Annotated in this window: 19 protein-coding genes and 5 tRNA genes; 12 read left to right on the top strand and 12 right to left on the bottom strand. The window is 63.7% G+C overall.

Annotated elements, in window-relative coordinates:
* Positions 1–6: 6 nt before the first annotated feature.
* The gene (locus ACUY1T_RS15475) at positions 7–267 is read right to left on the bottom strand and encodes a DUF4212 domain-containing protein (RefSeq protein ID WP_446024276.1); all 261 of its coding nucleotides are present in this window, start codon (positions 265–267) and stop codon (positions 7–9) included.
* A 705-nt stretch (positions 268–972) separates the two neighbouring features.
* Here ACUY1T_RS15475 and ACUY1T_RS15470 point away from each other — a divergent pair.
* From ACUY1T_RS15470 to ttcA, 3 genes are all read left to right on the top strand, one after another.
* Positions 973–2,811: a putative nucleotidyltransferase substrate binding domain-containing protein gene (locus ACUY1T_RS15470; protein ID WP_446024274.1), complete on the top strand. Its 1,839-nt coding sequence runs from the start codon at positions 973–975 to the stop codon at positions 2,809–2,811.
* A gap of 44 nt (positions 2,812–2,855) precedes the next feature.
* Positions 2,856–3,485: a 3'-5' exonuclease gene (locus tag ACUY1T_RS15465; protein WP_446024272.1), complete on the top strand. Its 630-nt coding sequence runs from the start codon at positions 2,856–2,858 to the stop codon at positions 3,483–3,485.
* Between the two features lie 113 nt (positions 3,486–3,598).
* The gene (ttcA, locus tag ACUY1T_RS15460) at positions 3,599–4,540 is read left to right on the top strand and encodes a tRNA 2-thiocytidine(32) synthetase TtcA (RefSeq protein ID WP_446024270.1); all 942 of its coding nucleotides are present in this window, start codon (positions 3,599–3,601) and stop codon (positions 4,538–4,540) included.
* Positions 4,541–4,627: 87 nt separating this feature from the next.
* Here ttcA and fnr read toward each other — a convergent pair whose 3' ends face one another.
* From fnr to ccoN, 11 genes are all read right to left on the bottom strand, one after another.
* Positions 4,628–5,374 carry a fumarate/nitrate reduction transcriptional regulator Fnr gene (fnr, locus tag ACUY1T_RS15455; RefSeq protein ID WP_446024269.1) on the bottom strand — a complete coding sequence of 249 codons (747 nt, stop codon included), beginning with the start codon at positions 5,372–5,374 and terminating at the stop codon, positions 4,628–4,630.
* A gap of 118 nt (positions 5,375–5,492) precedes the next feature.
* Entirely contained in the window at positions 5,493–6,908 is a 1,416-nt protein-coding gene (gene hemN, locus ACUY1T_RS15450; RefSeq protein ID WP_446024267.1) for an oxygen-independent coproporphyrinogen III oxidase, read from the bottom strand.
* 105 nt (positions 6,909–7,013) lie between these two features.
* Entirely contained in the window at positions 7,014–7,715 is a 702-nt protein-coding gene (locus tag ACUY1T_RS15445; RefSeq protein ID WP_446024265.1) for a sulfite exporter TauE/SafE family protein, read from the bottom strand.
* Positions 7,715–7,948, bottom strand: a complete 234-nt coding sequence (ccoS, locus tag ACUY1T_RS15440) for a cbb3-type cytochrome oxidase assembly protein CcoS (protein WP_446024263.1) — start codon at positions 7,946–7,948, stop codon at positions 7,715–7,717. The genes ACUY1T_RS15445 and ccoS overlap by 1 nt, the downstream gene beginning before the upstream one ends.
* Positions 7,945–10,419, bottom strand: a complete 2,475-nt coding sequence (locus tag ACUY1T_RS15435; RefSeq protein ID WP_446024339.1) for a heavy metal translocating P-type ATPase — start codon at positions 10,417–10,419, stop codon at positions 7,945–7,947. The genes ccoS and ACUY1T_RS15435 overlap by 4 nt, the downstream gene beginning before the upstream one ends.
* A 35-nt stretch (positions 10,420–10,454) precedes the next feature.
* On the bottom strand, positions 10,455–10,964 hold the full coding sequence (locus tag ACUY1T_RS15430; RefSeq protein ID WP_446024261.1) for a FixH family protein: 510 nt from the start codon (positions 10,962–10,964) through the stop codon (positions 10,455–10,457).
* A 5-nt stretch (positions 10,965–10,969) separates the two neighbouring features.
* Positions 10,970–12,409 (bottom strand): cytochrome c oxidase accessory protein CcoG, encoded by a 1,440-nt coding sequence (gene ccoG, locus ACUY1T_RS15425; protein ID WP_446024259.1) that lies wholly within the window; start codon positions 12,407–12,409, stop codon positions 10,970–10,972.
* Between the two features lie 126 nt (positions 12,410–12,535).
* A complete protein-coding gene (ccoP, locus tag ACUY1T_RS15420; protein WP_446024257.1) occupies positions 12,536–13,465 on the bottom strand; it encodes a cytochrome-c oxidase, cbb3-type subunit III in 930 nt (309 codons plus the stop codon).
* 6 nt (positions 13,466–13,471) lie between these two features.
* The gene (locus ACUY1T_RS15415; RefSeq protein WP_446024255.1) at positions 13,472–13,705 is read right to left on the bottom strand and encodes a cbb3-type cytochrome oxidase subunit 3; all 234 of its coding nucleotides are present in this window, start codon (positions 13,703–13,705) and stop codon (positions 13,472–13,474) included.
* A 2-nt stretch (positions 13,706–13,707) separates the two neighbouring features.
* Positions 13,708–14,316 carry a cytochrome-c oxidase, cbb3-type subunit II gene (gene ccoO / locus ACUY1T_RS15410; RefSeq protein WP_446024253.1) on the bottom strand — a complete coding sequence of 203 codons (609 nt, stop codon included), beginning with the start codon at positions 14,314–14,316 and terminating at the stop codon, positions 13,708–13,710.
* Positions 14,317–14,338: 22 nt separating this feature from the next.
* A complete protein-coding gene (ccoN, locus tag ACUY1T_RS15405; RefSeq protein ID WP_446024251.1) occupies positions 14,339–15,766 on the bottom strand; it encodes a cytochrome-c oxidase, cbb3-type subunit I in 1,428 nt (475 codons plus the stop codon).
* Between the two features lie 159 nt (positions 15,767–15,925).
* Between ccoN and ACUY1T_RS15400 the strand changes: the two genes are divergently transcribed.
* From ACUY1T_RS15400 to ACUY1T_RS15360, 9 genes are all read left to right on the top strand, one after another.
* The gene (locus ACUY1T_RS15400) at positions 15,926–16,657 is read left to right on the top strand and encodes an alpha/beta family hydrolase (protein WP_446024249.1); all 732 of its coding nucleotides are present in this window, start codon (positions 15,926–15,928) and stop codon (positions 16,655–16,657) included.
* Positions 16,658–16,785: 128 nt separating this feature from the next.
* A tRNA-Val gene (locus ACUY1T_RS15395) sits at positions 16,786–16,861 on the top strand.
* Between the two features lie 57 nt (positions 16,862–16,918).
* Positions 16,919–16,995, top strand: a tRNA-Asp gene (locus ACUY1T_RS15390).
* A gap of 29 nt (positions 16,996–17,024) precedes the next feature.
* Positions 17,025–17,101 (top strand) — tRNA-Asp (locus tag ACUY1T_RS15385).
* A 45-nt stretch (positions 17,102–17,146) separates the two neighbouring features.
* Positions 17,147–17,223 (top strand) — tRNA-Val (locus tag ACUY1T_RS15380).
* A gap of 3 nt (positions 17,224–17,226) precedes the next feature.
* A tRNA-Asp gene (locus ACUY1T_RS15375) sits at positions 17,227–17,303 on the top strand.
* A 288-nt stretch (positions 17,304–17,591) separates the two neighbouring features.
* Positions 17,592–19,535, top strand: coding sequence for an FAD-dependent oxidoreductase (locus ACUY1T_RS15370; protein WP_446024337.1), 1,944 nt, complete (start codon positions 17,592–17,594; stop codon positions 19,533–19,535).
* Between the two features lie 422 nt (positions 19,536–19,957).
* A complete protein-coding gene (locus tag ACUY1T_RS15365) occupies positions 19,958–21,880 on the top strand; it encodes a PrkA family serine protein kinase (RefSeq protein ID WP_446024247.1) in 1,923 nt (640 codons plus the stop codon).
* A 23-nt stretch (positions 21,881–21,903) separates the two neighbouring features.
* Positions 21,904–23,187 carry a YeaH/YhbH family protein gene (locus tag ACUY1T_RS15360; protein ID WP_446024245.1) on the top strand — a complete coding sequence of 428 codons (1,284 nt, stop codon included), beginning with the start codon at positions 21,904–21,906 and terminating at the stop codon, positions 23,185–23,187.
* Positions 23,188–23,197: the final 10 nt, after the last annotated feature.

Genomic DNA, 23,197 nt, shown 5'->3' with positions numbered 1-23,197 from the left:
GCTGGCTTACTCCCCGAGGCCGAACTTCTGGTCGAGCTTGTTCATCTTCCAGGCGTAGAAGAAGATCAGGCCGATGAAGGTCAGGATGGATCCCTGCTGGGCGAACCAGAACCCGAGATCGGTACCGCCGACCGGGATGCCGGAAAGAAGGGGGCGAAACAGGATGGCGCAGCCATAGGAGACGAATGCCCAAACGATCAGGCACCCGGTTATCAGGCGTACGTTCGCCTTCCAGTATGCAGCAGCATTGGTTTTATCATCTGCCATAGTGATGCTCTCCACTTGTTGTTGAGGTTGGGAAGTCGCCAAGAGGGTTGCCAAGCTTCATCAGGGGTTCGCACTAAGCGATTCGAGTCGGGTGGTATGGACGCTGGCGCTGGCAAGCGCCTGATGTTCCCATGCTCCCTGCGGACGAGCCGCACTTCCCACCACGTCTGGTTACCGATCGTCGAGCCGCGTTATCAAGGTACGTCTGCCCCGAATGACTCATGGGCAATAGTGGTCAATAAATCAGAAAAATAAAATCCCAGACTTTGGTATCATGAGCAAACTATAATGATCTTATTCTTACTTTTTCCCTTTTGTATCATGTGGTTGTGATTAGCTTCCGCTGGGATTTGCAATGTTTCCGTCTGGGCGTTAGGACGATTGTCTATCATTGGACTTTTGTCTACGTCTCTTCCTTGTAAGACCATTGTCTAGTGCAGATTGAAAACTCCCGGAGGCAACTCCCTTGGACGTTGGTCTAGGTTATGTCTTGAAAGTCGGGGCTGTTATTCTGCCCTAGGAAGTCCTATTCGATGTGAATGACATCGGAATATAGCGAGGGAATGTTTCTTTATTGTTTCGGGCGACAGGGACGTAGATGGCCCAGGCTGGGTTTCCCTTGGTATTGCGACCTGCTCGCCAGGCCTCCTTTCGGACTCGTTCGGATGCCGATGGCGATGGCGGCCGCACAACGAGGGCTACAACATGGTCGATGTCGATCTTTCCCAACCCCCGTTCTCCTTTCTGGATGAAGAGGGGCGTGAGCGCGTCCGCAATGGCATCGACCTGGCCTATTTCGATCGCGACGAGGTCATCCTCGAAACCGGCCAGCCCGGGGAGTACGTCTTTCTCATCCACAAGGGAGAGGTTGCCGAGCTTGATACCACGCAGCCGGGTGCGCGTGAGCGAATCGGCCATTATACGGCCGGCGATCTCTTCGGGGCCATCAGCATCCTCAATGGCAAGAGCCGCTACCGTTTTCGCGCCGAGCAGGAGAGCCTCTGTTATCTGCTGCCCAAGGCGCTGTTCCTGCAGCTTGCCGACGATTACCCCGCTTTCGCCGAGTTCTTCCGCCAGACATTGGCACACAAGACGCGCCTGCTGACCGAACAGCGCGCAGAGGGGGGCGTGACCATGGCCGGCTTCATGCTGGCAAGGGTCGAAGAGTGCATGCGCCCGCCGCTGTGCATGGGGCCGGGGGCGACCATCGCCGAGGCGGTGGCCAGGCTGCACGAGAGTCATGCCGACAGCTTGCTGGTGGAAGGCGGGGACGGTGCGGGCATGGTGACCAAGACCGACCTGCTCGAAGCATTAGTGCTCCATGAGCGCGGGAAGGAGAGTCCACTGCAGGATATTGCGCACTTCGAGCTGGTCACGGTACGCCCCGAACAGTATCTGTTCGAAGTGCTCGTGATGATGACCCGCCATAAGGTGGAGCGGGTCGTGGTATTGGAGCAGAAGCAGGAACAGGAAAAAGGCTCACCGATCGGTGTCGTGGAACTCACCGACGTGCTCAGCTACTTCTCCAGCCGCAGCTATGTGGTGAGCCTGCAAGTGGAACAGGCGGACAGTCTCGATGCCCTGTTCCGCGCCAGCCGCCGCACACCCGAGCTGGTCAAGGCGCTGATGGCACAAGGCGTCAAGCTGCGCTTCGCCATGGGTCTGCTGGCGGCGCTCAACGGTCGCATCATGTCCAAGGCCTGGAGCTTTCTGATCGACGAGCGTTACCACGCCGACAGCTGCCTGATGGTGATGGGCAGCGAAGGGCGGGGCGAGCAGATCCTCAAGACCGACCAGGACAACGGCCTGATACTTGCCGATGGACTCGAATGGCCGGATGTGGGCGAACAGATGCAGCGGCTCACCGAAACGCTGATCGAACTGGGTTACCCGCCCTGTCCCGGCAACATCATGGTCAACAACCCCGACTGGGTGGGGTCCGTTTCCCAGTGGCGCGAGCGCATCGCCCGCTGGGCCGAGAAACGTGACGGCGACAGCCTGATGAAGCTTGCCATCATGCTCGATTCCCACGCCGTGGCAGGCAATCCAGCGCTGCTCGATCGCGTGCGTCAGGCCCTCTTCGAGCAGTGCTCGCGTGACGAGATCCTGCTCTCCTATTTCGCTCGCACGGCGCTGCGCTTCTCCACCCCCCTGACCCTGTTCGGTTCACTAAAGAAGCCTCAGCACGGCATCGACATCAAGAAGGGCGGCATCTTCCCCATCGTACATGGGGTGCGCACCATGGCGCTGGAGCGGCGCATCAAGCCCACTTCGACATTGGAGCGGCTCGAGGCCTTGGCGGCGGATGGAAGGTTGGAAGAGCGAGTCGCCGAGGATCTGGCCGAGGCGCTGTCGTTGTTCACCGAATTGCGCCTCAAGCAGCAACTGGAGCGCCTGGGCGGCGATACCGACAACCAGAGCCCGGACCGTGTCGTGGTTCAGCAGCTGTCGTCACTGGAGCGCGACCTGCTGCGGGAAGCATTGCACATCGTGAAGGACTTCAAGCAGAGCCTGTCGCAGCGTTACCACCTCGAATACTCCTGAGGGCGGCGACTGCGAGAGGTAGAAAGGAACCAAGGAGGAACGGCATGTTTCGAGCTTTGCGCCGGGCCCATGATCGTCGTCGCCATGCCGGCGGCGAGTATGGCTGGCTTTTTCATCCCTACACCGGGGATGAGCTGGTGGCCATCGATTGCGAGACCACCGGTGTCGATACGCGTACCGCCGAGCCCGTGTCCATCGGTGCGGTCAAGGTGCGCGGCGATAGAGTGCTGACCAGCGAATCGCTGGACCTGCGTCTCAAGCGACCCGCTACGCTGACTGGCGACTCGATCCGTGTGCATGGGTTGCGGGGCATCGACCTCGACGATGGCATCAGCCTGGACGAAGCCTTGGTGACACTGCTCGACTTCATCGGCAACCGTCCGCTGCTGGGCTGGCGGCTCGACTTCGACCTGACCATCCTCAATCGCCAGATTCGTCCGCGCTTCGGCTTCGACCTGCCCAACAGCGGCATCGACGTGGCGCAGCTGTACCACCGGCAGCAGCGTCGCAGTGTCATGGAACCCGAGCCGCGCTCGCAGCGTTTCGAGGCGGTGGCGGAGGCCCTGGGTGTGCCGGTCATGGGGCGCAATACCGCCCTCGGTGACGCCGTGACCACGGCATTGATGTACCTGCGCCTGGAGCGGGCCGCAATGCTGGACCGCCGCGAGGCGTGAGGCGGCAAGACGCCTGGGAAAATTGCCCTGGCAAGGCGGCATGGCGTCGCCACTGAGTCGAGGCGATGGTAGGATGGCCTCCGTCATCCACCACGCTCTGGCAGTCCGTGACCATGCAAGACGCCGTGATTTTCAATCCTCATATTGCCGACGACCCTGATGCTCATCAGGAGCAGGGCAATGGGAGCGAGGAGACCTCGCCCCTGGAGGCGCTCGATGCCAAGGCCCGGCGCGAGTTCAACAAGCTGCAGAAGCGCCTGCGCCGCCAGGTGGGCAATGCCATTATCGACTACGGCATGATCCACGAGGGCGATCGCGTCATGGTCTGCCTATCGGGCGGCAAGGACAGCTATACCCTGCTGGAGATCCTGCGCAACCTGCAGCGCAATGCGCCGGTGAACTTCTCGCTGGTGGCGGTCAATCTCGACCAGAAGCAGCCGGGTTTCCCCGAGCACGTGCTGCCCGAGTATCTCGATTCCGTTGGCGTCGAGTACTACATCCTCGAGCGCGATACCTATTCGGTGGTGAAGGAGAAGACGCCGGAGGGCAAGACCACCTGCGCGCTCTGCTCACGGCTGCGTCGCGGCTCCCTCTACGGCTTCGCCGAGGAGATCGGCGCGACCAAGGTGGCGCTGGGCCACCATCGCGAGGACATCCTGGAGACGCTGTTCCTCAATATGTTCTACGGTGGCTCTCTCAAGGCGATGCCCCCCAAGCTGCTCTCCGACGACGGCAAGAACATCGTCATCCGCCCCCTGGCCTACTGCCGCGAGGCGGATATCGCCGAGTTTGCCCGGCTGATGGACTTCCCCATCATTCCCTGCAACCTGTGCGGCTCACAGCCCAACCTGCAGCGCCAGGTGGTCAAGGAGATGCTGGCCGAGTGGGAGCGCAAGCACCCCGGGCGCATCGAATCCATGTTCAAGGCGGTGACCAACGTGGCGCCGTCGCAGCTGGCCGACCGCGAGCTGTTCGACTTCGAAGGGCTCGAAGCCAAGCAGGTGCGAATGCGCGAGCGCCGGATCGACGCGCTGGATCTTTCGCGCAGCAGCTGACCGGCCGATTCATCCTGTCCAAAGAGAAACCCGCCCGGCATTGCCGGGCGGGTCTCGTTCATGCGTAGGGTGACGTGGGGGCTCGGCTCAGTGGTCGTCCTGGGCCTGGGCCACCAGCTCCTCGAGATTGAGAATGTTCACTTCGCGCCCGGAGACCTCGACCAGCCCCTGCTGCTGGAAGCGGCCCAGGATACGGCTCACCGTTTCCACGGCCAGGCCCAGATAGTTGCCGATGTCCGCCCGCGACATGGAAAGGCGGAAGCTGTAGGGCGAGTAGCCGCGGCGGCGGAAGCGGTCCGACAGGCTGGAGAAGAAGCTGGCCAGGCGCTGATCGGCGGTCTTGCGTGACAGCAGGCGCATCATCTTGCGGTCGTCACGCAGCTCCTTGCTCATGCTGCGGTAGAGCTGGCCGCGCAGCTCGGGCAATTGCTCGGAGAGGCTATCGAGGCGATCGAAGGGGATCTCGCACACGGTGGTGGTTTCGAGCGCGATCACGCTGCCGGGATAAACCTGTTCGTCGATACCGTCGAGGCCGACCAGTTCACTGGGCAGATAGAAGTTGGTGACCTGGTCGTCGCCCGAGCCCTCGGTGGTGACCTGCTTGAGGCTGCCGGAGCGCACGGCAAAGACGCTGCTGAAGGCGCTGCCTTGGCGGAACAGCGACTCGCCCTTCTTCAGCGGCGAGCGACGCCGAATGATGGCGTCGAACTGCTCCATGTCCTCGAATTCCAAGGCAAGAGGCAGGCACAATGAACTCAAGCTGCAGTTCTGACAGCGGGTTTCATGCAGCAGCGAACGCCGCTTGCTGACCGCATTGGCCGCGTTGACTGGCATGCTCCACCTCCTGGGCCGTAATCATTCGTGCATTATGGAGCATTATTGTAGCCGGTAAAATGCCTCTTGCGACCTTTGGCCGCAGTATGATTAGAATTTTCTGGGTAGCGCTTTAAGGTCAGACGATGCGTGAGAACTGGGCATCGGGCTCCAGCGGCAAGCGTGCATCGAAGGCCATGGCCAGGTGGCGGATCAGCAGCCGGCCGATGGGGGTGGCGACCACACGCCTCCCTTCCATGATCGCCAGCCCGTCACGCTGGAGAGGCCCCAGCCGCGTCAACGCATCCGCCAGGTAGCGGGGAGCATCGATGCCGAAGGTTTCGCTCAGTTCATCCAGATCCAGTTCCATCTCGCACATCAGCCGCTCGATGGCATGCCGCCTGACCTGGTCGTCGAAGCTTAGCCGGATGCCGCGTGCGGTGGGCAGGCGGCTGTCGTCGAGGGCCGCTTCGTAGGCGTCCAGGCTGGTGTGGTTCTGGGCATAGACGTCATCGATGCAGGAGATGGCCGAGACGCCGAGCCCCACCAGGTCGCACTGGGCATGGCTGGAATAGCCCTGGAAATTGCGCTGCAGGGTGCCTTCGCGCTGGGCGATGGCCAGGCTATCGTTGGCACGGGCGAAGTGATCCATGCCAATGTGTACGTAGCCAGCTTCGGTCAGCATGGCGACGGTGGTGCGCAGTATCGCCAGCTTCTCCTCGGGCTTGGGCAGGTCCTCGGCACGAATGTGGCGTTGGGCCGCAAAGCGCTCCGGCATATGGGCATAGTTGAAGACCGAAAGTCGCGCCGGCGCCATGGCGATCACCTGCGCCAGGGTGGCGGCGAAGCTGTCGCGGGTCTGCAAGGGCAGGCCGTAGATCAGGTCCAGGTTGAGCGAGCGGAAGCCGAGGCGATCGGCCTCATCGAGCAGCGCTTCGGTGAGGATGCGTGGTTGGACCCGATTCACGGCGCGCTGCACCCTGGGGTCGAGGTCCTGGACACCGAGGCTCAGGCGGTTGAATCCCAGCGCCTGCAGGTGGCGCAAGGTGAAGACGTCGGCCTCGCGTGGGTCGATCTCGATGGCATAGTCGCGGTCGCGGGCGCTCGAGAGGCCGAAGCGCGCGTCGAGCCGGTCGATCAGGTCACTCATCTGGTCGAGGTTGAGAAAGCTCGGCGTGCCGCCGCCCCAGTGCAGCTGCGCCACCTCGCGGCGCGTATCCAGGTAGGGCTTGACCAGCACCATTTCGCGATCCAGTCGCGAGATGTAGGGCTCCACCACCTTGGCGTTCTTGGTGGCTATCTTGTTGCAGGCACAGTAATGACAAGCCTTGCGGCAAAAGGGGATATGAACGTAGATGGACAGCGGCCTGCCGTCGGCGTTGCTGCGGGCGAGGGCGGCCTGGTAGGCCTCCACGCCGAAATCATCACTGAACGAATTGGCTGTGGGGTACGAGGTATAACGTGGGCCATGAGTGTCGTAGCGCCGCAGCAGGGCCTCGTCCCAGGCGAAAGGATCGGCCATCGCTCGATGCACGGACATCGCGGGGACGGACATGATGGCACTCCGAAAGGCTAGCGTTGACATAATGTAGCGGTATGCTGCCCAAGGCGGATTGAGCTGCGTCAAACGAAGTGGCAATGCCGCCTTGAAGCGACGCCTTCAATGACCTGTCGCGCCATGCGGCAGCAGCGAAACGAGCTGCCACAGGGCGAAGGCGATGATGGAAAGTGCTGCGATGGTGCGGGTCGCCGAATGACGGATCAGCGCGCCCAACTGGCGGGCGGCGAAACCGGTGACCAGTAGCGAGGGCAGGGTACCGAGCCCGAACGCGCCCATCAGCGCCGCGCCGCGCAGCGGATCCGCCGTGGCCAGGCTCCAGGCCAGCATCGAGTAGACCAGCCCGCAGGGCAGCCAGCCCCACACGGCGCCCAGGCCGATGGCCTGCGGGATCTTCACCACCGGCATCAGGCGCTTGCCGATGGGCTCCAGGTAGCGCCACAGGTGCCGGCCGACGGCTTCCACCCTGAGCAGCCCCTTCCACCAGTTGGCGATGTAGAGCGCCATCAGGATCAGCATGGTGGCGGCGAACACCTGCAGGACGATCCGTGCCGTGGGAGCGAGTGCCACGACGGTACCGAGCGAGGCGACCAGCGTTCCGGCGACCATGTAGCTCAGGATGCGGCCCAGGTTGTAGCCAAGCAGCAGCCCGGAAAGCCTGGCGGGGCTGCGCATGCTGGGCGGCACGGCGAAGGTCAGCGCACTCATGATGCCGCCGCACATGCCGATGCAGTGTGCGCCGCCGAGCAGGCCGAAGACGAAGGCCGCCAGCAGTGGTGGCAAGCCGAGTCCGGTGGGATCCATCAGCGCTCTGCCGGGTCGTCGTCACCCTCATTGGCCGGCTTGCGCTGGGCGGCCTGGCGCCGTCTCTCGCGCTCCGCCGGGGTCAGGTCGTTCTCGTCTTCGTCGAAGAGGATGCGGTGGGCAGGGCCCTCGAGGTCCTCGAACTGGTCGTTCTTGACCGCCCAGAAGAAGGCCCACACGGCCAGGCCGAGCAGGATCAGGGAGAGCGGAATGAGCAGATAGAGGATGGTCATGCATTCACCAGTTGCGCATCGGGGCTCGGCGTCGGACGGGGGCGCAGGCGGAAGCGATTGAGCCGCAGCGCATTGCCCACCACCACCAGCGAGCTGCCCGACATGCCCAGCGCTGCGACCCACGGCGGTACGATGCCGATGGCGGCCAGGGGCAGGGCCGAGAAGTTGTAGCACACCGACCAGATCATGTTCTGGCGCATGATGCGTCGGGTGGCACGGGCGATCTCGATCGATTCGACGATACGCATCAGGCGCGGGCTCAGCAATACGGCGTCGGCGCTGGTGCGGGCCAGGTCGGTGGCACCGTTCATGGCAATCGATACGTCGGCCCCGGCCAGTACCGGCACGTCGTTGATGCCGTCGCCGATCATCGCCACCTTCTCGCCGGCGGCTTGACGCTCACGAATTCGAGCCAGCTTGTCTTCCGGGCTGGCGCCGGCCTGCCAGGTATCGATGCCGAGCTGCTGTGCCATGCTGCGCACGGCATCGGCGGTATCGCCGGAGAGTAGCTCCACCTGCATGCCGCGGGCCTTCAGCGCCGCCACGGTTTCCGCGGCATCGTCGCGTAGCCGATCACGCAGGGCGAACCAGGCGCGGGGCTCGCCTTCCTCCGCGAGCAACAGCCACTGGCCGTCGCCCGGGGCGGCGAGCTTGTACTCGGGGGCGGCGAAGTCGGGGCGCCCCAGGCGCCAGCGGTGGCCTTTGATCACCCCCTCCACGCCCAGGCCGGTGCGGCTGGCACGCTCGCTTGCCTCTACCGTGGCCTGGCGCCAGGGGCGGAAGGCGCGGGCGATGGGATGTTCCGAGTGGGCCTCCAGCGCTGCCGCGATCGCGTTGGCACGCTCCGCCCCAAGTTCACCAAGTGGCCGGGTGTCGACGAGCTGCATTTCGCCGCAGGTCAGCGTGCCGGTCTTGTCGAAGATCACTCGGTCGACCTGGGACAACGACTCAATGGCATCGGCACGGGTAATCAACACCCCGCGGCGGCGCAGTTGGCCGTGCCCCGCAGTCAGCGCGGTGGGCGTGGCCAGCGCCAAGGCGCAGGGGCAGGTCACCACCAGTACCGAGAGCATCACCCACAGCATGCGACTGGGGTCGATGAACCACCAGGCGGTGGTCACGCAGACGGTCACTACCAGCAGGCGCAGCACGAACAGATGCGACATGCGCGCGGCCATCTGGGCCAGACGTGGGCGGCTGGCGAAGGCGCGGTCGGTCAGGTCGACGATGCTCGCTACCCGCGCTTCCTTGCCGGCGTGGGTCACACGCACCACCAGCGGGCTTTCGATGTTCTGGCTGCCGCCGGTGACGGTGTCGCCGATGCGTCGATTGACCGGCAGGTACTCACCGGTAAGCATCGACTCGTCGAGGCTCGACTCCCCTTCCTCGATCACGCCGTCGGCGGGCACGCCATGGCCGGGTTTGATTAGCACCCGGTCGCCGGCGGCGAGCTCGCTGGCCGGTAGGATGCGCTCCTCGTCATTGGCCTCCAGGCGTACGGCGGAAAGCGGCAGGGCACCGGCCAGGACGTTGCCGGTATGGCCGCTGCGTCGCCGGGCGCGGGCCTCCACGTAGCGCCCGAACAGCAGGAAGAAGGTGAACATCGCCACCGAGTCGAAATAGACCTCGCCGGTGCCGGAGAGCACGGCATAGCCGCTGGCGAGATAGGCGCCGCCAATGGCAATGGAAACCGGCACGTCCATGCCTAGCACCCGCGCGCGCAGGTCGCGCACGGCATTGCGGAAGAACGGCATGGCCGAGAAGAACACCACCGGCGTGGCCAGGGCGAACGACAGCCAGTGGAACAGCGCCAGGAAATCCTCGCTGATCTCGCCGGGGCCGGCCACGTAGATGGGGATCGAGAACATCATCACCTGGGCCATGCCCACGGCGGCCACGATCAGCCGGCGGATGTTCATGCGCTCCTCGAACTGCAGCCGCTGCTGGGCGGCGTCGGGTTCGTAGGGCTGGGCGCTGTAGCCGATGGCGGCCATCTCGGCAAGAATCCGCGACAGCTTGAGCCGGGCCGGATCCCAGGCCACGCGTACGCGGTGATGGCTCAGGTTGACGGCACTGGAGGTCACGCCCTCCAGGGCGTTGAGGCGATGCTCGATCAGCCAGGCGCAGGCGGCGCAGGTGATGCCGTCCACCGCCAGGGTGGCATGCACCATTCCCTCATCGCCCTCGGCATGGACGAACTGGCGCTGCAGCCCGGGATCGTCGAATACCGCCCAGGTTTCCGCCTTCACCGCCTGGCGCTCATCGGGGCGCTCGGGCAGCTCGGTGCGGAAGCGGTAGTAACTGGCCAGGCCGCCATCGACGATGGCATGGGCTACCGCCTCGCAGCCGGGGCAGCACAGTGGGTGCCTGTCGTCATCGAGGGCGATCGACCAGGGCGCACCGGCCGGCACCAGGCTGCCGCAGTGGTAACAGCTCTCGGTGGGCTTCACGTCGTTGGCGGCCAGGGTCATGTCGTCATGCGTCAAGGATGATCACGTCGCTCGTGTCAGCTGCGCTGCTGCACGCCCGGCGTGAGGCTGAAGCTCTCCTCGCTGGGGAGACTTGCCTCGCCGACCAGGCGCCACGCAGGTTGCTCTTCGCTGGGATGAAGCTGCAGGTACCAGCGATGGCGCAGGTTGTCGGGCGCCTGCCCCAGGTAGCGGCCGTCGCGGACGTGTTCGAGCACGAGATCCTGGTCGCGATCGTCCTGGGTCGGGAAGATCAGCCGCAGGTAGAGCCTCTCGGGGCGGTCGTCGCCGTCGAGCTGAACGATGATGTCGCTGGTCATGGGGTCGATGCGCAGGTCCGCGGCCAGGTTCAGCTCATGGGCACGCTGCTGCTTGGCCAGCACCATGTTGATGGCGCGGCCGTGCTCGTAATAGTCCTCCTGGACCATGCCATCGGCCGAGCGGATGGCCAGCACGGCAAAGGTCGAGCTGACACTGATCGACAGCATCAGCAGCCCGAGCAGGAACCACGGCCAGAACTGCTTGTACCAGGGGGAGGTGGGCGTCATGTCATTCATCTCCGGGTTTCACCGATGAAGCGGGTTTCACGCTCGAGCACGATGCGTTCGTTGTCTTGTGACTGCAGCAGCAACTGAATGGCGTGGCTTGGCAATTCCAGTACTGCCGGGTCGGCGGTGACCTGGACGGCGAACAGCCGCGAGGTGCCGGCCGGTACCCGCAGCGTTTCGGTATCCAGTTCCAGGCCGGGCAGGCCGCTCACTTCGAGGCGGTAGGTGTGGTCCCGGTCGTCGAGATTACGCACCGTTAGGGTATAGACGTTGCTGATGCGCCCGTCACGGGTCATCTGGTAGAGCTGGCCACGTTCGCGCTCGGCCTCGAAGTTGAGGGGCATTCTATCGCCCAGTGCCCAGACGAACAGGCCGACCATCACCACCAGCGCGGCGAAGTAGCCAAGCAGGCGGGGGCGCAGGATATGGGACCGCTTGCCTTCCAGGGCGTTCTCGGTGGTATAGCGAATCAGCCCACGAGGGTAGTTCATCCGCTCCATCACGCTGTCGCAGGCATCGATACAGGCCGCGCAGGTGATGCATTCGTACTGCAGCCCATCACGGATGTCGATGCCGGTGGGGCAGACCTGTACACAGAGGTCGCAGTCGATGCAGTCGCCATGGCCAGCCTCGCGGGCCTCGGCATGGCTCAGGCTCTTCTTGCGCGATCCCCTGGGCTCGCCGCGGCTGGCGTCGTAGGAGACGATCAGGGTGTCGGCGTCGAACATCACCGACTGGAAGCGGGCATAGGGGCACATGTAGATGCACACCTGTTCGCGCAGCCAGCCGGCATTGAGGTAGGTGAAGACCAGGAAGAACCCAACCCAGAAGTAGGACCAGCCGTGGGCCTCGAGGGTGGGCAGCTCGATGACCAGTTCACGAATCGGCGTGAAGTAGCCGACGAAGGTCACGCCGGTGGCGAGCGCGATGGCCAGCCAGACGGCATGCTTGGCGCCCTTGCGCCAGGCCTTGCCGACGCTCATCGGCTCGCGGTCGAGCTTGATGCGTCGGTGGCGTGAGCCCTCGAGACGGTGTTCCACCCAGATGTAGAGAAAGGTCCACACGCTCTGGGGGCAGGTATAGCCGCACCATACGCGGCCGGCGAATACGGTAATGAAGAACAGGCCGAAGGCACAGATGATCAGCAGCCAGGAGAGCAGAATGAACTCCTGGGGGTAGAAGGTCGCCGCGAAGATGTGAAACTCGCGCCCCGGCAGGTCGAACCAGATCAGCGGGCGGTCGCCCCAGGTGAGCCAGGGCAGGCCGAAGAAGGCCAGCATCAGGAACCAGTTCGACAGCCGGCGCACGCGCTGGAACAGGCCCTTGATCTCGCGCACGTAGATGTGGCGCCGTTTGGCGTACATCTCTTGCTGTACCATGCCACGCGGCGTGTGGTGGCCCACCGGTTCCGGGGTCACGTCTCGAGTGGGAATCTTATCGCTCATGTCGGACTCGCGGCGGGCAACGCTGGCCCGCAGAGGGAAGGCAATGAAGTGGCTTCATTGTATCGAGAGCCCTGGGCGAGGCGGGAGAGTGCGACTCGACGTCGCACTCCCGCCCCTGTGCGGGCCTCAGTCGCGATCGCGCAGGCTGTAGACGTAGGCGGCCACCAGATGGACACGCTCTTCGCCGATATAGGCTTCCTGAGCCGGCATATGACCGTTGCGGCCATTGCGCAGCGTCTGGCGTACCGAGTCGGCAACGCTCTGACCGGGCGCCTGGTAGAGCCAGGTATCGTTGGTCAGGTTGGGTGCACCCAGCGCCTGGTTGCCGGTGCCGCTCGGGCCGTGGCACGCCGCACACACCGAGGCGTAGACCGCCGCACCCTGCTCGGCGCGCTCGGCGTCGTGTTCCAGGCCGGACAGTGACAGCACGTGGTTGGTGACGTTCTCGATGTTGTTCTGGCCGAGCTGCTGCCAGGAGGGCATCAAGCCGTTGCGTCCGCGTACCAGGGTGGTCACGATCTGCTCCGGCTCGCCGCCGTAGAGCCAATCGTCGTCGGTCAGGTTGGGAAAGCCGTAGCCGCCTTGGGCGTTGGCGCCGTGACACACCGCACAGTTGTTCTGGAAGATCCGCTCGGCCACCTGCATCGCTTCGGCGTCCTGGGCCAGCTCGGGAATGGGGATCTCCTGATACTGGGCGAAGATCGGCGTGAAGCGCTCCTCGGCGCGGGCGACTTCTTGCTCCCATTGGCCTTCCTGGGTCCAGCCGAGCAGGCCGGCAAAGTTGCCCAGCCCCGGATAAAGCAGCAGGTAGCCGAGCGAGAACACCACGGTGGCGACATACAGCTGGAACCACCAGCGTGGTAGCGGGTTGTCGTATTCCTCGATCTCATCGGCGGCATGACCGGTGGTTTCCACGTTGCCGTCGGCATCGGGCACCTTGTCGGTCTTGCGGTTGGCGTAGAGGATCCAGAAGGCGAAGGCGATCGAGCCCAGCGTTATCACGATGATCCAGGCGCTCCAGAACCCGGAAAGGGAGTCATCCCAAAGATTGCTCATGTGTTTTTATCTCCCCCTGTCTTTACGGGAATCGGCGTCGCTTTCCGACTCGTTCTTCGAGTGCCGCTGCGAGGCGCTGGTACTGTCACGGTTGGGTTGCTCATCGTCATCGGCGAAGGGCAGGTGGGCCGCCTCGTCGAAGTCCGGCTTGCGGCGCCGGGAGTAGGCCCACCAGGTGATCCCCAGGAAGGCCACGATCAGCAGAAAGGTGATGATGCCGCGAAAGGTCCCGGTATCCATGATCAACGCGTGCCCTCGAGCACGGTACCCAGCTGCTGCAGATAAGCGACCAGGGCCGTGATCTCCTGCTGGCCACGCACCTCGCGCGTGGCGCCCGCGATGTCCTCGTCGGTGTAGGGCACGCCGAGGGCGCGCAGCGCCTGCATCTTGCGCGGTGTGTCGTTGCCGTCGAGGGTGCGCTCGAACAGCCACGGGTAGGCCGGCATGATCGATTCCGGGACCACGTCGCGCGGGTTGTACATGTGGGCGCGGTGCCAGTCGTCGCTGTAGCGGCCGCCGACACGGGCCAGGTCCGGGCCGGTACGCTTGGAGCCCCACAGGAAGTTGTGCTCGTAGATCGACTCGCCGGCCACGCTGTAGTGGCCGTAGCGCTCGGTCTCGGCGCGGAAGGGGCGGATCATCTGCGAATGGCAGCCGACGCAGCCCTCGCGGCGATAGATATCACGCCCTTCCAGCTCCAGGGCGGAGAGCGGGCGCAACCCTTCGACGGGCTCGGTCGTCTGTTTCTGGAAGAACAGCGGCACGACCTCGGCCAGGCCGCCGAAGCTGATCACCACCAGGATCAACACGGCGAGTAGGCCCACGTTCTTTTCGACGATCTCATGTTTCATTGGTGTCGGTTTCCCCGGTTACTCAAGCAGTCTGCGGAAGCGGCTGCTGGCTGACGGTTTCGCTGCGCTTGACGGTCATGAAGACGTTGTAGGCCATGATCAGCATGCCGATGACCCAGAACAGACCGCCGATCAGGCGCACGATGTAGCCCGGGCCGCTGGCCTCGACCGACTCGATGAAGGTGTACATCAGGGTGCCGTCGGGGTTGATGGCGCGCCACATCAGGCCCTGCAGGATGCCGTTGACCCACATGGCGGCGATGTAGAGCACGGTGCCGATGGTGGCCAGCCAGAAGTGCACGGCGATCAGGCCGACCGAGTGCATCTCGGTGCGCCCGAACAGGCGCGGGATCAGGTGATACATGGAGCCGATGGTGATCATCGCCACCCAGCCCAGGGCGCCGGCGTGCACGTGGCCGATGGTCCAGTCGGTGTAGTGGGACAGTGCATTGACCGTCTTCACCGCCATCATCGGGCCTTCGAAGGTGGACATGCCGTAGAACGACAGGGCCACGACCAGGAAGCGCAGGGTCGGGTCGGTGCGCAGCTTATGCCAGGCGCCGGAGAGGGTCATCATGCCGTTGATCATGCCGCCCCAGGAGGGTGCCAGCAGGATGATCGACATCACCATGCCCAGCGACTGGGCCCAGTTGGGCAGGGCGGTATAGTGCAGGTGGTGCGGGCCGGCCCACATGTAGATCATGATCAGCGCCCAGAAGTGGACGATGGACAGGCGGTAGGAGTAGATCGGACGCTCGGCCTGCTTGGGTACGAAGTAGTACATCATGCCGAGGAAGCCGGCAGTCAGGAAGAAGCCCACCGCATTGTGCCCGTACCACCACTGGACCATGGCATCGATGGTACCGGCATAGATCGATGTGGAGTACGTCAGGGTGACCGGGATCGCGGCATTGTTGACGATGTGCAGCACGGCCACGGTCAGGATGAAGGCGGCGAAGAACCAGTTGGCCACGTAGATGTGGGAGGTCCTGCGCTGCTTGATGGTCATCAGGAAGACGATGGCGTAGCTGACCCACACCACGGCGATCAGGATGTTGATCGGCCACTCGAGCTCGGCGTACTCCTTGGTGGTGGTGATACCGAGCGGGAGCGTGACCACTGCCGACAGGATCACTGCCTGCCAGCCCCAGAAGGTGAAGGCGGCCAGCTTGTCGCAGAACAGCCGTGTCTGGCAGGTGCGCTGTACCACGTAGTAGGAGGTCGCCATCAGTGCGGAACCGCCAAAGGCGAAGATCACCGCGTTGGTATGCAGCGGGCGCAGGCGGCCGAAGCTCGTCCAGGGCAGGTCGAGGTTGAGTTGCGGCCATACCAGTTGTGCGGCAAGGATGACACCGAGGAACATGCCCACGATGCCCCACACCACTGTCATGATCGCGAACTGCCGAACTACCTTGTAGTTGTAGGTCGGATGCTCTAATGCTGTGCTCATGTCAGGTTCCCATCGAACGCGTATCGAGAACTCGCGGTGGCATGGCCACGACGAACTCCCGGTTGGCTGAAGCAGGTCAGAAAGCAGGGCGGATTCTAGCGCAGCCGCCTGACAGACTGAAACAAGGATACAGGTGAAACTCGTATAGGAATTTGACGTGTGTCGAACTTTGCACGATTAGATCCGGTTTCGATTGGCCCCCATCAGCTGCGCGAACAGGGGCTCGATCGCGAGCCTGGCGACTGGCTCGTCGAAGGCGTCGGTCCGCTCGAAGTGAGGGGGAGCGGAACCGCCGGACGATTGCTGATCGCCCATGGCGCGGGGGCTGGGCAGCACTCTCCCTACATGAGGCAATTACGGGATGCGCTTGCCGGCCAAGGGGTTCAGACCCTGGCCATCGAGTTCGGCTACATGCAGCGCATGCAGCGCGAAGGGCGGCGGATCCCACCTTCCAGGATCGACCGCCTGGTAGAAGAATTATCGCGTTGGTGCGACATTCTGACACAGCCGCAAGGAGGTACCCTTTGGCTCGGCGGCAAGTCCATGGGCGGCCGTGCCGCCAGCCTGTTGGCGGCACGTGACCAGGCGGCCGGCCTGGTGCTGTGCGGCTATCCTTTCCATCCGCCGAGCAAGCCCGATAGCCTGCGGCTTGCACATTGGCCGCTGATCGACTGCCCCACCCTGGTGGTGCAGGGCACCCGCGATCCCTTCGGCACGCAAGAGGAAGTCTCACACTATGAGTTCGCCGCCCAGGTGCACCTGCACTGGCTGGAGGACGGCGACCACGACTGGAAGCCACGGCAGCGGTCGGGCCGTACCCAGGCGGAACTGATCGAGGAGGGTGCGGCCGTGATTGCCACTTTCATGCAAGCGCGTCGGCCGCCGGAGTGAGCAACGTTACGGTTGGCGCGGGCTGCAGCAGTTTTCGCCTCGAGAGCCTGGGTTGTCGATAGCGTTTTGCATGGCCAGGGCATTGACAACCAAGCCGATCCCTGTAGAATTCAGCGCCACGTGACCAGGGGTGGTTAGCTCAGCTGGGAGAGCACCAGCCTTACAAGCTGGGGGTCACAGGTTCGAACCCTGTACCACCCACCATCGCGCTCGAGCACCAAGCGATAGCGAGCGGTAGTGATCACGTAGGAAGCATGCAGCGGACCGGTAGTTCAGTCGGTTAGAATGCCGGCCTGTCACGCCGGAGGTCGCGGGTTCGAGTCCCGTCCGGTCCGCCATCGTTTCCGTCGCAGGTGTCATCTGTCGTGGACCGGTAGTTCAGTCGGTTAGAATGCCGGCCTGTCACGCCGGAGGTCGCGGGTTCGAGTCCCGTCCGGTCCGCCATGATGCCCTGCCTGTATGTCCTCATCGCAGCAGTGCGATATGCGTGGGTGATTAGCTCAGTTGGTTAGAGCACCAGCCTCACATGCTGGGGGTCACTGGTTCGAGTCCGGTATCACCCACCACGCGGACCGGTAGTTCAGTCGGTTAGAATGCCGGCCTGTCACGCCGGAGGTCGCGGGTTCGAGTCCCGTCCGGTCCGCCATTCGATTTCAGGCCCCGAGCTTCAGGCTCGGGGCCTTTTCGTTTCGTCTATACTCCCTCCGTCTTGCCTTCGCCCGATATGCATGAGTCGCGGCGTCTCCCGTAGCGAGAGCAAAGCGTACTTCGTCTTCGGGCGGAAGCGTCGTTTTTCTTTGCGCCTGCCGCCTGGCTATCATACAGTTGTTTGAAATCTACCGTGACTCGACCCAAGGAGGAGTTCGGCGTGCGCTATCCTCATCTTTTCCGTCCGCTCGAGGTGGGCCATCTGACGCTGCCCAATCGCGTGCTGATGGGCTCCATGCATACCAACCTCGAGGAGGCGCCGAACGGCTTTGCGCGGTTGGCGGCCTTCTATGCCGAGCGCGCCCGCGAGGGCGTGGGCCTGATCGTCACCGGGGGTATCGCTCCCAACGCGGAGGGTGCGGTGTTCCAGGGCGCCGCCACGCTGGAGCGGGCCGAGCAGGTGGCCGACCATCGCGGCGTGGTCGAGACGGTACATGCCGAAGGCAGTCATATTTGCATGCAGATACTGCATGCCGGACGCTACGCCTATTCGCCCGAGCTGGTGGCGCCGTCGCCAATCCAGGCGCCGATCAACCCCTTCACTCCGCGCGAGCTCAGCGACGCTGAGGTGGAGCTCCAGATCGACGCCTACGTGCGCTGCGCTTCCCTGGCCCGCGAGGCCGGCTACGACGGCGTCGAGGTGATGGGTTCCGAGGGCTACCTGATCAACCAGTTCCTGTGCCTGCGCACCAACCATCGTGACGACCGCTGGGGTGGCCCTTTCGAGAACCGCATGCGCTTTGCGGTCGAGATCGTCTCGCGTATCCGTGAGGCGGTGGGCGCCGATTTCCTGATCATCTTCCGCCTTTCGATGATCGATCTGGTGGAAGAGGGCAGCACCTGGGAGGAGGTCGTGACCCTGGGCCATGCCATCGAGTCCGCCGGGGCCAGCCTGATCAATACCGGCATCGGTTGGCACGAGGCGCGCGTGCCTACCATCGTCACCAGTGTGCCGCGGGCGGCCTTCACCGAGGTCACCCGGCGTATGAAGGCCGAACTCTCCATTCCGCTGATCACTACCAACCGCATCAACATGCCCGAGGTGGCGGAGCGCGTACTTGCCGAAGGGCACGCCGACATGGTCTCCATGGCGCGCCCCTTCCTGGCCGACCCGGCCTGGGTGAGCAAGGCAGCCGAGGGGCGGGACGACGAGATCAATACCTGCATCGCCTGCAACCAGGCGTGCCTCGATCATACCTTCCAGGGCAAGCTCACTTCCTGCCTGGTCAACCCTCAGGCGTGTCACGAGACGGAACTCGTCGTTGAGCCGGCCGAGACGCCGTGTGATGTCGCCGTGGTAGGGGGCGGCCCGGCAGGCATGGCGGCGGCGCTTACCGCCGCTCGACGCGGTCATCGTGTGGTGCTGTTCGAGCGTACCGGCGAGCTGGGCGGGCAGTTCAACCTGGCGCGCAAGATTCCCGGCAAGGAGGAGTTCGACGAAACCCTGCGCTACTTCAAGGTGATGCTCGCCAAGCACGGCGTTACGGTCAAACTCGGCAGTGAACCCGACGTGCAGGCACTGCGCGCCTTCGATGCGGTGATCCTGTCCACCGGCGTGCGCCCGCGACGCCTGGAATTGCCGGGCATCGAGCATCCCAAGGTGATGAGTTACCCCACGGCCATCCTGCACCCCGAGCGGGTCGGGCGGCGGGTGGCGATCATCGGTGCCGGCGGCATTGGCTTCGACGTGGCCGAGCTGCTCACCCACGTGGGCCATCCTTCGCTGGATCGTGAGGCCTGGTGCGCCGAGTGGGGCGTGGACCTCGGCGTTTCCGAGCGCGGCGGCATTCGTCCGCCCGAGCGCCCCGACACGCCGCGCCAGGTCTTCCTGCTGCAGCGCAAGTCGTCCAAGCCGGGCAAGGGGCTGGGCAAGTCTACCGGCTGGGTGCATCGGGCATCGCTGCGCCACCGCGGCGTCGAGGCATTGGCCGGCTGCGAGTATGTCGGTATCGACGACGCAGGCCTGCATATCCGCCATAACGAGGAGCCGCGCCTGCTCGAGGTCGACAGCGTGGTGATCTGCGCCGGCCAGGATCCGGTGCGCGAGCTGCTCGAGCCGCTCCGGGAAGCCGGTGTGGCGGTGCATCTGATCGGTGGCGCCGACGAAGCCGCCGAACTCGATGCCAAGCGTGCCATCGAGCAGGGCACTCGGGTGGCAGCAGGGCTCTAGCGTGCAGCGTTGACGACAGAATCCGCCAAGGTAGCTAAGCTGAAGAAATCACATGCTACCCACCCAATGACATTTCTGCAGCACGTGACGGCCGGTTGCCCGACCAGCCGTCACGTTGTCGATCCTCGGGGTTGGGGCGTTTAGACTTCGAAATGGGTCCCAGGCCACGTGCCATGCGCCTTCAGGAATTTCACCGCCCGTTCGGTCGATGCGAGCGGGGCGTGCTCGGCTGCGTCCTAACAGCGTTTAATCCCATCTTTCTCAGCCATCGAACCCTTGGCGTCTCCGGCGTTCTCATGATTATCCTTACCTTGCGTTGATTCTTTGCCACCCACTCCGTCCCGAAGTGTCTAGGCTGATGAGTAACCCAAGGGGGTCATTCCGACCGGGTGGCCAACAGGGTAGGCAAATAGGAGGCTTCGATGAGCATCTTCGATCATGTGCAGAACCGCTTCTCCCGTGTTCAGCAGGAGGAAATGAGCCTGCAGGAATACCTGGAGCTGTGTCGCGAGGACCCTATGGCCTACGCCAGCGCCGCCGAGCGGATGCTGAAGGCCATCGGCGAACCCGAGGTGATCGACACTGCCAAGGATCCGCGGCTCTCCCGAATCTTTTCCAACAAGGTGATTCGCCGCTATCCAGCCTTCTCCGAGTTCTATGGCATGGAGGAGGCGATCGAGCAGATCGTGGCTTACTTCCGCCATGCCGCCCAGGGGCTCGAGGAGCGCAAGCAGATCCTCTACCTGCTGGGGCCGGTGGGCGGTGGCAAGTCGTCGCTGGCCGAGCGGCTCAAGCTGCTGATGGAGCGAATTCCGTTCTATGCCATCAAGGGCTCGCCGGTGTACGAGTCGCCGCTGGGCCTGTTCTCGCCCGAGGAGGATGGCGAGCTGCTCGAGAAGGAGTACGGCATCCCGAGCCGCTACGTGAAGAGCGTTATGTCGCCCTGGGCGGCCAAGCGGCTCAAGGAGTATGGCGGCGACATCTCGCAGTTCAAGGTGGTGCGGCTGTATCCCTCGCGGCTCAACCAGATCGCCATCTCCAAGACCGAGCCGGGCGACGAGAACAACCAGGACATCTCCTCGCTGGTGGGCAAGGTCGATATCCGCCAGCTCGAACTCTACTCCCAGGACGACCCGGACGCCTACAGCTTCTCCGGCGGCCTGTGCAAGTCCAACCAGGGGCTGATGGAGTTCATCGAGATGTTCAAGGCGCCGATCAAGGTGCTGCACCCGCTGCTGACCGCCACCCAGGAGGGCAACTACAACCCCACCGAGGGCATGGGTGCGATTCCCTTCGAAGGCATCGTGCTGGCCCACTCCAACGAGAGCGAATGGCAGGCGTTTCGCAACAACCGCAACAACGAGGCGTTCCTCGACCGTGTCTACATCGTCAAGGTGCCCTACTGCCTGCGTGTCACGGAAGAGATCAACATCTACAAGAAGCTGCTCGAACACTCGTCGCTGGCCGAAGCGCCCTGCGCCCCCGATACCCTGCGCATGCTGGCCCAGTTCTCGGTGCTCTCGCGGCTCAAGGAGCCGGAGAACTCGAGCATCTATTCCAAGATGCGGGTCTACGATGGCGAGAACCTCAAGGACACCGACCCCAAGGCCAAGTCGATCCAGGAGTATCGCGATTCGGCGGGCGTCGACGAAGGCATGGACGGGCTCTCCACGCGCTTCGCCTTCAAGATCCTGTCCAAGGTGTTCAACTTCGACAACCACGAGATTGCGGCCAACCCGGTGCACCTGCTCTACGTGCTGGAACAGCGCCTCGAACAGGAACACCTGCCCAAGGAGACCTTCGAGCGCTACCTGCGCTACATCAAGGAGTTCATGGCGCCGCGCTACGTCGACTTCATCGGCAAGGAGATCCAGACCGCCTATCTCGAGTCCTACTCCGAGTACGGCCAGAACATCTTCGACCGCTACGTCACCTACGCCGACTTCTGGATTCAGGACCAGGAGTATCGCGATCCGGAAACCGGGGAGTTGTTCAACCGCCAGGCGCTCAACGAGGAGCTGGAGAAGATCGAGAAGCCGGCAGGCATCTCCAATCCCAAGGATTTCCGCCACGAGGTGGTCAACTTCGTGCTGCGGGCGCGGGCCCAGAACAACGGCATGAACCCCAGTTGGCAGTCCTACGAGAAGCTGCGTGGGGTCATTGAGCACAAGATGTTCGCCAACACCGAGGAGTTGCTGCCGGTGATCTCCTTCAACGCCAAGGCTTCGACCGCGGACCAGAAGAAACACGAGGACTTCGTGGCTCGCATGAAGGAGCGTGGCTATACCGAGAAGCAGGTGAGGCTGCTCTCCGAGTGGTATCTGCGGGTGCGTAAATCGCAATAATCGGCGCGAGCCAGGAGGTCAACATGACCTATTTCATCGATCGACGCGCCAACGCCAAGAACAAGAGCGCCGTGAACCGCCAGCGCTTCCTCGATCGTTATCGCACGCACATCAAGCGTTCGGTCGAGGAAGCCGTCAACCGCCGCTCGATCACCGACATGGAGCGCGGCGAGAAGGTCTCGATTCCGACTCGCGACATCTCGGAGCCGGTGTTCCAGCACGGCCCGGGCGGCAAGCGCACCATCGTCAACCCCGGCAACAAGGAGTTCGTCGAGGGTGATCGCCTGCGCCGCCCCGGCGGGAGCGGCGGTGGAGGAGGCGCCGGCGAGGGCAACGCCTCCAACCAGGGCGAAGGGATGGACGAGTTCGCCTTCAGCCTGACCCGCGAGGAGTTTCTCGACTTCGTCTTTGATGGGCTGGAGCTGCCGCATCTCGAGCGCAAGGCGCTCAAGGACCTGGATGACGTGAAACCGGTGCGTGCCGGGGTTACCCGCGACGGGGTGCCGGCGCGGATCAACATCGTGCGCTCCATGCGCGAGGCGTATGCCCGGCGCATTGCCATGCGTGCGCCCATTCGTCGTGCACTGCGCGAAGCGCAGGAGGCGCTGGAAGAGGAGGAGCGCAAGGACCCGGTACTGCGTAATCCATCGCGCATCAGCGAACTCAAGGCGGAGATCGAGCGTCTCGAGAAGCGTCTCGAGGCGGTGCCTTTCATCGACACCTATGACCTGCGCTACAACAACCTGATCAATCAGCCGCAGCCCTCGAGCAAGGCGGTGATGTTCTGCGTCATGGACGTTTCCGGCTCCATGACCCAGGCCCACAAGGACATTGCCAAGCGCTTCTTCTTGCTGTTGTACCTGTTTCTCGAGCGCAACTACGAGAAGGTCGAGCTGGTCTTCGTGCGCCACCACACCGCAGCCAAGGAGGTCGACGAGGAGGAGTTCTTCTACTCGCGGGAGACCGGCGGCACCATCGTCTCCAGCGCCCTGACGCTGGTCGACGAGATCATCACCCGGCGCTACCCGCCCACGCAGTGGAACCTCTACGTGGCCCAAGCCTCGGACGGCGACAACTGGGACGATGACTCGGTGAATTGCCGCGAGCGGCTGATGAAGTCGCTGATGCCGCGCCTGCAGTACTACACCTACGTGGAAATCACCCCCCACGCGCACCAGGCGCTGTGGGAGGAGTACGAGACGGTGGCCGCCGAGTTCCCCGACCGCTTCGCCATGCGTCAGATCGTCGAGGCGGGTGACATCTACCCGGTGTTCCGCGAGCTGTTCAAGCGCCGTGCCGCCCATTGACGTGACGAGG

The organism is Billgrantia sp. Q4P2 (genome assembly GCF_052806135.1).
The sequence above is the reverse complement of the archived record's forward strand: the minus strand, read 5'-3'. Positions and strand labels throughout refer to the sequence as shown.